The organism is Psychromonas sp., assembly GCF_041586535.1.
Taxonomy (GTDB): Bacteria; Pseudomonadota; Gammaproteobacteria; order Enterobacterales; family Psychromonadaceae; genus Psychromonas.
On sequence record NZ_JBFGZY010000153.1, the window covers coordinates 1 to 9,568 of the forward strand.

The 9,568-nt window shown below is 44.8% G+C and carries 11 protein-coding genes and 1 pseudogene; 6 read left to right on the top strand and 6 right to left on the bottom strand.

What is annotated here, in order from left to right; genetic code table 11:
- Positions 1–238 precede the first annotated feature (238 nt).
- Both fghA and ABZA00_RS14775 read right to left on the bottom strand, forming a co-directional pair.
- Positions 239–1,084, bottom strand: a complete 846-nt coding sequence (gene fghA, locus ABZA00_RS14770; protein WP_372882927.1) for an S-formylglutathione hydrolase — start codon at positions 1,082–1,084, stop codon at positions 239–241.
- A 55-nt stretch (positions 1,085–1,139) separates the two neighbouring features.
- Positions 1,140–2,270, bottom strand: coding sequence for an S-(hydroxymethyl)glutathione dehydrogenase/class III alcohol dehydrogenase (locus ABZA00_RS14775; protein WP_372882928.1), 1,131 nt, complete (start codon positions 2,268–2,270; stop codon positions 1,140–1,142).
- A gap of 107 nt (positions 2,271–2,377) precedes the next feature.
- Between ABZA00_RS14775 and ABZA00_RS14780 the strand changes: the two genes are divergently transcribed.
- Entirely contained in the window at positions 2,378–3,295 is a 918-nt protein-coding gene (locus ABZA00_RS14780; RefSeq protein ID WP_372882936.1) for a LysR substrate-binding domain-containing protein, read from the top strand.
- Here the strand turns inward: ABZA00_RS14780 and gatB are convergent.
- The 4 genes from gatB to ABZA00_RS14800 all read right to left on the bottom strand — a co-directional run bounded on the left by gatB (position 3,285) and on the right by ABZA00_RS14800 (position 7,090).
- Positions 3,285–3,569 (bottom strand): PTS galactitol transporter subunit IIB, encoded by a 285-nt coding sequence (gatB, locus tag ABZA00_RS14785; RefSeq protein ID WP_372882929.1) that lies wholly within the window; start codon positions 3,567–3,569, stop codon positions 3,285–3,287. The two genes, ABZA00_RS14780 and gatB, sit on opposite strands and share 11 nt — an antisense overlap.
- A 12-nt stretch (positions 3,570–3,581) precedes the next feature.
- Positions 3,582–4,037, bottom strand: a complete 456-nt coding sequence (gene gatA, locus ABZA00_RS14790; protein ID WP_372882930.1) for a PTS galactitol transporter subunit IIA — start codon at positions 4,035–4,037, stop codon at positions 3,582–3,584.
- Positions 4,038–4,352: 315 nt separating this feature from the next.
- Positions 4,353–5,045, bottom strand: coding sequence for a pseudouridine synthase (locus ABZA00_RS14795; RefSeq protein ID WP_372882931.1), 693 nt, complete (start codon positions 5,043–5,045; stop codon positions 4,353–4,355).
- A 20-nt stretch (positions 5,046–5,065) separates the two neighbouring features.
- Complete coding sequence (locus ABZA00_RS14800) at positions 5,066–7,090, bottom strand: tRNA(Met) cytidine acetyltransferase TmcA (RefSeq protein ID WP_372882932.1); 2,025 nt, start codon at positions 7,088–7,090, stop codon at positions 5,066–5,068.
- A 355-nt stretch (positions 7,091–7,445) separates the two neighbouring features.
- Between ABZA00_RS14800 and rpsJ the strand changes: the two genes are divergently transcribed.
- The 5 genes and pseudogenes from rpsJ to ABZA00_RS14825 form a co-directional block, all read left to right on the top strand.
- Positions 7,446–7,757, top strand: a complete 312-nt coding sequence (gene rpsJ, locus ABZA00_RS14805) for a 30S ribosomal protein S10 (protein ID WP_372882933.1) — start codon at positions 7,446–7,448, stop codon at positions 7,755–7,757.
- Between the two features lie 15 nt (positions 7,758–7,772).
- Positions 7,773–8,411, top strand: a complete 639-nt coding sequence (gene rplC / locus ABZA00_RS14810) for a 50S ribosomal protein L3 (RefSeq protein ID WP_372882934.1) — start codon at positions 7,773–7,775, stop codon at positions 8,409–8,411.
- Between the two features lie 14 nt (positions 8,412–8,425).
- Positions 8,426–9,031 (top strand): 50S ribosomal protein L4, encoded by a 606-nt coding sequence (gene rplD / locus ABZA00_RS14815; RefSeq protein ID WP_372882935.1) that lies wholly within the window; start codon positions 8,426–8,428, stop codon positions 9,029–9,031.
- Positions 9,028–9,327, top strand: a complete 300-nt coding sequence (rplW, locus tag ABZA00_RS14820) for a 50S ribosomal protein L23 (protein ID WP_019613677.1) — start codon at positions 9,028–9,030, stop codon at positions 9,325–9,327. Before rplD ends, rplW begins: the two co-directional genes overlap by 4 nt.
- An 11-nt stretch (positions 9,328–9,338) precedes the next feature.
- Positions 9,339–9,568, top strand: a pseudogene (locus ABZA00_RS14825) (50S ribosomal protein L2); the annotation flags it as partial.

Sequence of the window (9,568 nt, forward strand, 5' to 3'; positions counted from 1 at the left end):
CGGTTTTTTTAATGTAATCAATTGGTTAGCACTATTAATTATAGTAAACTTACCGGAGTTTTCCTGCTATTTTACCTATTTTTTTATATATTTCAGTATGTTAACGTTTCTGGATGAGAACTAGCTAGCATTCATTTTAACCAGCATAAATGAATAGATAATTATCGGATTTGGTATTACAGTCTTGGCTATTGATTCTCACCATCAGAGAAAGTTGAGAATCAATATAATCAATGGATTATAATCCCAGATTCACCGCATGAAAGCGCAGGTGGCTTTCAATAAAACTGGCAATAAAATAATAACTATGGTCATAACCCGGCTGTATATTCAGGGTCAGGGGATAATCACTCTGTTTCGCAGCCGCCAACAAAGCTGCAGGTTTTAACTGCTCCTGTAGGAAATTATCACTCTCTCCCTGATCCACTAACATCGGAACTTTCTGCTCTGCTATCGACAATAGTTCGCTGCTGTCATATTGCCGCCACTGGTCGCGATTGTCACCGAGGTAAGCCGTCAATGCTTTTCTTCCCCAGGGGCAATTGATCGGATTACTAATCGGACTAAAAGCGCTCGCCGACTGATAGCGTTGCGGATTGCGCAGGGCAATCATCAGTGCACCGTGTCCGCCCATAGAGTGGCCGCTGATCGCGCGCTGCTGTGTTACCGGAAAATGTGTTTCGATCAGCTGCGGCAGTTCACTGACCACATAATCATACATCTGATAATGTTTATTCCAGGGGGCCTGTGTGGCATTCACATAAAAGCCGGCTCCTAAACCCAGGTCGTAAGCCTGCTGCGGATCATCAGGGATACCTTCTCCGCGCGGACTGGTATCCGGAGCGACAATGGCTATCCCTAATTGTGCCGCAAGCCTTTGCGCACCGGCTTTCTGCATAAAGTTTTCATCTGTGCAGGTCAGCCCGGATAACCAGTACAGGACAGGCACTTTATTGCCGTTATTCGCCTGCGGCGGTAAATAGATGGCAAAACGCATGCTGCAGTTAAGTGTCTTGGATTGATGGCTGTACTGCTTATGCCAACCATCAAATACTTTATTTTGACTGATGTTTTCAATTGTCATGGGGTTCCTCGCTTGAAAAAGCCGGCGTGTTTTATGGTAAAAACACGCCTTAGGGTTATTTATCGAAATGAATAACGCTGCGGATACTCTCACCCTGATGCATCAGATCAAATGCCTTGTTAATATCTTCTAACGCCATGGTATGGGTAATAAAATCCGATAATTTAAATTCACCGGCCAGGTAACGCTCTACATAATCCGGTAATTCAGTACGTCCTTTAACGCCGCCGAATGCACTGCCACGCCATACGCGACCGGTAACCAGCTGGAATGGTCTGGTGGAGATCTCCTGTCCCGCCCCGGCAACACCGATAATAACCGATTCACCCCAACCCTTATGACAGCACTCCAGAGCGCTGCGCATCACATTGACATTACCGATGCACTCGAAAGAGTAATCAACACCACCGTCAGTCATCTCCACAACAACATCCTGAATGGGTTTGTCGAAATGTTTGGGGTTAATGCAATCTGTTGCTCCGAGCTGTTTGGCCAGTTCAAATTTACTTTCATTGATATCTATGGCGATAATGCGGCTTGCTTTAGCCATGGTGGCGCCGATCACAGCAGACAAACCGATACCGCCCAGACCGAAGATAGCAACCGTTGCACCTTCTTCCACCTTTGCGGTATTCATTACCGCGCCCATACCGGTGGTCACACCACAACCTAATAAACAGACCTCTTCCAGCGGGGCTTTTTTATTTACTTTTGCTAATGAGATTTCAGGCAGTACAGTGTATTCAGAGAAAGTTGAGCAGCCCATATAATGGTAAATCGGCTGGCCATCTTTATAAAAACGAGTCGTGCCGTCAGGCATCAGACCTTTGCCCTGGGTTTCACGAATTTTCTGGCAAAGATTAGTTTTTCCCGATTTACAGAACTTACATTCACCACATTCAGGCGTATATAAAGGAATAACGTGATCACCTACTTTTACGCTGCTCACGCCTTCACCGACCTGTTCAACGATACCGCCACCTTCATGGCCCAGTACGCAGGGAAAAATACCCTCCGGATCTTCACCCGACAGAGTGAATGCATCGGTATGGCAAACACCTGAAGCAATAATTTTTACCAGTACTTCCCCTTTTTTGGGTAACATTACATCGATCTCTTCAATGCTTAAAGGCTGTTTCGGCCCCCATGCAATTGCGGCTTTGGATTTGATAAATTGTTCTGTCATAGTCACTCCGGTGATTACTTGTCGATAAGTGTTATTGATTATAGTTGTTACCATATGGATGATAATATACTTAAAAATAAAATAACTTTTACGAGATGGTAATAATGATGCAGTGGCAGGGTATTAATGAATTTGTAGCGGTCGCGGAAATGAATAGTTTTACCCTTGCAGCGAAAAGATTAAATATTTCTACTGCGCAAGTGAGTCGACAAATTAATAGTTTGGAAAAAAGGCTGCAGAGCAAACTGTTTTATCGTACCACCCGTAACGTTTCAGTAACCCAGGAAGGGCAGCTTTTCTATCAGCATTGCCGTAATGTCTTAGACGGTTTGGAAGCTGCCGAGCAGGCTCTGACCAATTTACAGACGGTTCCGCAGGGGCACATTAAAATCACCGCGCCGGTTACTTACGGCGAGCAGAAGATCCTGCCTTTAATTAATGATTTTCTGCAGCGTTATGAGCATATTCAGGTAACTTGTGAGCTGAGCAATCAGCGTATAGATCTAGTAGATGGCGGTTTTGATCTGGCTATTCGCCTTGGAAATTTACCGGATTCCAGTCTGATCGCCAAAAAATTAAGGAAACGCAAAAATTACCTCTGCGCATCACCCTTGTACCTTGAAAAGTTTGGTGAGCCACACTCACTTTCGGAATTAGCCCGGCACAACTGTTTATTAGGTACTCGAGACTACTGGCATTTTAATGAGCAGGGAAAAGAGAAGCATCTTCGTGTTGCGGGTAATCTGCGTTGTAATAGCGGTATCGGGCTGGTGGATGCCGCGTTAAAAAATATCGGCATTATTCAACTGCCCGACTATTACGTTCAGGAGCATATTGATTCAGGGAGATTAATTTCTTTATTAAATAATTTTCGTGTGCCCGAAGAGGGGATATGGGTGGTGTATCCCCAGAATCGTTATTTATCACCGAAAATTCGCCTGCTGATTGATTTTTTTGTTGAGCATTATGCTCTCGCTGGTAATCAAAAGGCTGATAGCAATTCTATACAGGAGATTACTTCTTAAGAACAGCCAGCATTTTCTTTTTCAGTGGTTCAGCACCCACGCCGGTGATAAGTGGCAATCCGCGAAACAGTGGAATTTCGCCGAAGGTTCTGTCTATTTTTGCCGTGGTGCAGATAAAAACGACGTCAGCGTCGATATAGCTATCAATGTCACTAACGCGGCATTGGATAATTTCGCTTTCTATGCCGTTATCCGCACACAGATTTTTGATCTCTTCGGCCGCTATTGTTGAGGTCGCTACCGCGCCGCCACAGGCCACAATTATTTTTTTCATATTAGTCTCCTTTTAGTTGTATAAAATATTTTGATTAAAAATATCGCTTATTTCCGAATTACTCTTACTGTTTTTTAACGCATTAAAGAATTGTTCATCTTGTAAAGAAGTAAATAGTGCTTTTAACAGCTTCATCTGTTCTTTGGGATTGGTGACCACTAAGGCAATAATAATTTCCGCATCTACCGTGCCGTCGTCATCAGCCTGGTTAAAGGTCACTTTGTTTTTGGGTTTGATAACATAGAGACAGGGTTTAATGGCGTGACTTGCGTCGCAATGCGGGATTGCAATGGCACCGAAACCGAAGTCGATGCCTGTCGGGTAACTCTTTTCCCGTTCAAAGAGGGCCTGCAGGTAGCTCGGTTTTACAAAACCTTTTCGACTAAGAAAGTCATTCAGATGTGTTAATACCTGTGTATTGCTTTCAAAGTCTAATTCAGTGTTTATGAAAAGATGTGTGTCTGCCACGATCTTATCCCCGAAAAGTCTATTTTCTATTGATAAACTATAGCAATTCGTTTCTATTTAGAAAGCGACTTAACACTCAAAGCGGACAGCCCCTAATTACAAAACAGTAATAATATGTGCCCTTTTTGTGGCTATATTTGATTTTAAGCGAAATGTATCGAGGAGTTATTTGAGCATGGCTTGAGATTGATGGGCAGTGACAATTGACTGCGCCGTTATCAGGAGAGAAGCGTTCAGCGTAGGTAGGTGAGGCGGCCTGAAATCGTGCGAATCAATTTGAAATATGGTTGCCTGAAGCAACCATAAAAACCTCTTTTATTTAACCGAGGCTACTTCATCAGCGCTTAAATAACGCCATTCACCCGGCGCAAGTGCCGGATCTAATTCAATCCCGCCTATTTTTTCGCGGTGTAGTTCAAGCACATGGTTGCCTATGGCTGCGAACATGCGCTTTACCTGATGATATTTACCTTCACTAATGGTTAGTAGAGCCTCTGTCTCTGACAGAGGCTCTAATAGTGCGGGTAAGCAGGGGGCATTTTCACTTTTCAGCTGTATCCCCTCGTTAAACAGTGTTACTGCACTTTGCCCAACGGGCTCGGCAAGCGTTACGCGATAGCGTTTGTTACATTGTCTGCGCGGGCTGGTGACCTGATGGGACCACTGGCCATCATCGGTGAGCAGGGTTAAACCCGTAGTATCCGCATCTAAACGGCCTGCAATACAGAGTTGTTCGCGTTTATCAACCTGAATTAAATTAAGTATGCCGGGTAACTGTTCATCCACCGTAGAGCAGATAAAATCTTTTGGTTTGTTGAGCATAATATAACGGGTTTTACGCAGGTTAATTGATTTCCCGTCAAAACAGATTTGTTCATTATCCGCCACTTTATAAGCGCTGTTACGGATAGGGCCTGCGGAACCTGTGATACGTCCTTGGCTAATCACTTTTTTAGCCTGACTTCTGGTCATGGTGGTGGACTCACAAATGTATTTATCTAATCTCATGGATCTCTTCTTTGCTGGGGTTAACCATTAATAGTTAACCGTCTGATGGTCTCTTTCAGAGTTATCTGGGCTTGTTTTTTACCTGTGAAATGCTGTTTTCTGCAGATTTCTGCCCAGCTGTTATTTTGTAATATCTTGGCGATGGCCAGCAGTTGCTGCGTGTTCGTTAAACAGGTCAAATCAGAGTTTAACATTAAATCTATCAGAGCGTGCTCAATAAACTCGTAGGGCAAATTACCCTCTGTATAACTCTGTAAGTTTACCTGTACAGGCTGTCTTTTATTGCTGTTTAACAATATGGTCAATACTACATTTGTATCCAGCTGCTGCAGCTGTCTGCCTAATTGGGTCGGCAGCTGCGCCATAAATTGCCGGATAATCAATTTATGCAACCGTTGCCCTCTTTGCGAAAGCGGCAAATTAACGATGATTGAATGGGTGCCGCTGCTGGCATCCTGCTGCTGACCAATACGCAAAGTAGTGAAACCCTGCTGCTGCCAGAAAGACAACAGTTCTGCGGTTACGCCGAAACTGGCACAGAGGTGATCAAAGTGACCTTTTTCAGCCCAGGCGCTTAAATAACTTATAAATTGCTTTCCTACGCCCAGATTTTGACAGGCAGGGTGGATGGCTATCCGTTGTATTCGTGCATAACGATGAGCTGCAGCCTCTTTAAAGCGGCTGTGGAAGGTTAACGACTGGGCAATTAAGTTTCCCGGTACGCGGCGGGTTCCCTGCCATATCTGTTCAGCCAGTATGGGATCAAAGTTACCCTCTTCATTGATCAGCACCACAGCGAGTATCTGTTCATTCTGGCGGGCAACAAAAATATGCAGCAAAGGTTCGTTAAGCAATTTTTCCAGATCTGATGGTTTGCTCTGATAATGTGCCAGCACTAATAAAGAGAAGAGGGATTGCAATAAGTTGTGATCGCTGAGCAACTGCTGCGCGCTCAGTTTTTCGAAGCAAAGCGAATCCTGCGGGTTATATTGAGGCTCCTGCACCAGCGGTTCGCTTAAGCAGATGCTGTTTAAGGTAAAAGATTCGAGCGGATCGTTTTTGGCCCAGCGTATCGGCTGATCCAGATGCAGCTTACGCCACTGCGGTGCTAATTCCTTTAGCCGTTTCTGAAAGCGCAGCGCAAATCCCCGTCCAGAACCCTCATAACCATGTTGAGTAGTCGCGAAGACAACACGGGAATAATGGACCAGCAGGGCTTCTAACGTCGCTACGGGTAATGCGGCCGCTTCATCAATAATCAGCAGGTCACATTGAGGTAGCCCTTCCAACAGTGCATCGGGGGCGGCGAATTCAATACTGCGCTTTTCCAGGATACAGGCGAAAGGCTGCTGTTCAGCGGGGGTTAACAGTAAATTCGCATGTTTGAACAGGGTTTGGGTCGCCTGCTTATTAGGCGCGCAAACCAGAATCTTTGTAACCCTGCCGCTGCCGAGCAGTTTTGCCGCAGCAATCCCAAGTGATGCTGACTTCCCCCGGCCTCTGTTAGCGGTTAACACCAATGGCCGGCGGCGATGTCCGGTAACGGTTTTAATGATTTGGGCAACGGCATGGTCTTGCTGAGAGAGGTTCAGAGCGGGCTGCCTGTTTATCAGAGGTGGATTTTCTGCAACCACCGGGAAGGGGAGATCCTGCTGCAGAGTAAAAAAGTGATAGCCCTGCAATTGTGCATCTACATATTGATAAAAAAGATTGTCGGCTGGTATCTCTGCGGGGGTTAACAGAATTAATAGTCCGCCGCCGCGCAGGGTGCCCTCACCGGCGGCAAATGCATTGCCGTCAAAAGTCTGATGGGCATTAATAATAAGCAGGGAGGTTTCCTGCCCTAAAATTTGCTTGTATGAAATCGGCTTGATAGCGGCGGGTGTCGGGCCACACCAAAAGTAAGGCGTTTCAAGATGCTCAACTATTTGTTGCGCGAGGTTAAAGCACCAGTCCAACTCTCCCTGAATGCGTAATAATTGGCGATGATTGTTAACGGCTGCGTTATTTTGGATATGCTTAAGTAAAGTCATTAATGCGGACACAAAAACCTCGTTATAGGGTGTTCAGTCAGAAGTATATCACCGCGGTTTAGAAATTGTGGGGTGTTATCAGCAGGGTCTCAGCAAGAGATCCTATTGCAAAGCAGGCCGGAGATCCTTATGTGGATTTTTTAAACAAACTTGCTAATAAAACCTTGTGTTCGTCACGAAATACTGTAATATGCACGCACCTACCGATATGGTAGACGGGTTAAAGCCCATAACTGAATTAAATCAGTTATTAAAATGACTCCCGATTGGGGAGCTACTAGTTTGAATGAGCACTTGGGATCTATCTTGTATAGGTTGTCAGGTGTTTGTTTGTATGTTGTATTTTTAACTATTGGAGTTTTGGTCCATGCAGAACCAAAGAATCCGTATCCGCCTTAAAGCTTTTGATCATAAACTGATCGATCAATCAACGGCGGAGATCGTTGAAACTGCAAAGCGCACAGGTGCTCAGGTACGTGGTCCTATTCCACTACCTACTCGTAAAGAGCGTTTCACAGTATTGGTATCACCGCATGTAAACAAAGATGCACGTGACCAGTATGAGATCCGCACTCACAAGCGCTTGATTGATATCGTAGAACCAACTGAAAAGACTGTTGACGCACTAATGAAGCTAGATCTAGCTGCTGGCGTTGATGTTCAAATCAGCTTGGGTTAGAAAGGAGTTAACACAATGACAATCGGTCTAGTAGGTCGTAAAGTTGGTATGACTCGCATCTTCACTGAAGATGGTGTTTCTATCCCAGTTACAGTTCTTGAATGTTCACCTAACCGTGTTACTCAAGTGAAAACACTTGATACTGATGGCTACCAAGCTATTCAAGTAACAGCTGGCTCGAAAAAAGCTAGCCGTGTAAACAAGCCGGAAGCTGGTCACTTTGCGAAAGCAGGTGTTGAAGCTGGCCGTGGTCTGTGGGAGTTTACTCTTGCTGGCAACGAAGGTGCAGATATCGAAATCGGTGCTGAGCTAAGCGTTGAGCTATTCAACGAAATTAATAAAGTAGATGTTACTGGTCAATCTAAAGGTAAAGGTTATCAAGGCGCTATCAAGCGTTGGAATTTCTCTATGCAAGATGCGACTCACGGTAACTCTGTAAGCCATCGTGCTCCAGGTTCAATTGGCCAATGTCAAACTCCGGGTCGCGTATTTAAAGGCAAGAAGATGGCTGGTCACATGGGTGCTGAGCGTGTTACGACTCAAAACCTTGAAGTTGTTCGCGTAGACATTGAACGCAATTTACTGCTCGTTAAAGGTGCAGTAGCTGGTGCGAAAAATGGCGACGTAATCATTAAACCTGCTGTTAAAGCATAGCCGAGGAGTTGGTAATGGAATTGGTATTGAAAGATGCACAAAGTGCTCTTGAAGTTTCTGAAACTACCTTTGGACGTGAATTCAACGAAGCCCTAGTTCATCAGGTAGTCGTTGCATATGCAGCTGGTGCTCGTCAAGGTACTCGTGCACAGAAAACCCGTAGTGATGTTCGTGGTGGTGGTAAAAAACCATGGCGTCAAAAGGGTACTGGTCGCGCTCGTTCAGGTACAATCCGCAGCCCAATCTGGGTTGGTGGTGGTGTTACATTTGCTGCACGTCCTCAGGACCACAGTCAAAAAGTAAACAAAAAGATGTACCGTGGCGCAGTGAAAAGCATTCTGTCTGAATTAGTTCGTCAGGATCGTCTAATCGTTGTCGAAAACTTCAGCGTAGAAGCTCCTAAAACACAAGAGCTGAAAGCGAAGTTAAAAGATCTGGATCTGAAAGATGTTCTAATCATTACTGAAGAATTAGATGAGAATCTATTCTTAGCAGCACGTAACCTTTACAAAGTAGACGTTCGTGATGTGCAAGGTATTGATCCAGTGAGCCTAATCGCATTTGATAAAGTTTTAGTAACTGCTGCTGCAGTGAAAAAGATTGAGGAGAGCTTAGCATGATCAGTGAAGCACGTTTACTGCAAGTTATTCTAGCCCCGCATATCTCTGAAAAGGGAACTTTATCTGCTGAAAACCATAACACTATGGTATTCAAAGTTGCAGGTACTGCAACGAAAGCAGAAATCAAAGCGGCAGTTCAGAAACTGTTTGAAGTCGAAGTTACAGGTGTTCGCACACTAAACGTTAAGGGTAAAACCAAACGTACAGGTCAACGTATGGGTCGCCGCAGCGACTGGAAAAAAGCATACGTTAGCCTAGCTGAAGGTGCTGACATCGATTTCGCTGGCGCTGAATAGAGGAATTATAGATGGCTATTGTAAAATGTAAGCCTACCTCTCCAGGTCGTCGCCACTTAGTTAAAGTGGTAAATAACGATCTGTACAAAGGTAAGCCATTCGCACCGCTTTTAGAGTCTAAATCTAAATCTGGTGGTCGTAATAATGGTGGTCGTATTACGGTTCGTCACGTTGGTGGTGGTCACAAGCAACACTACCGTATCGTTGACTTTAAACGTAATAAAGACGGTATCCCGGCAAA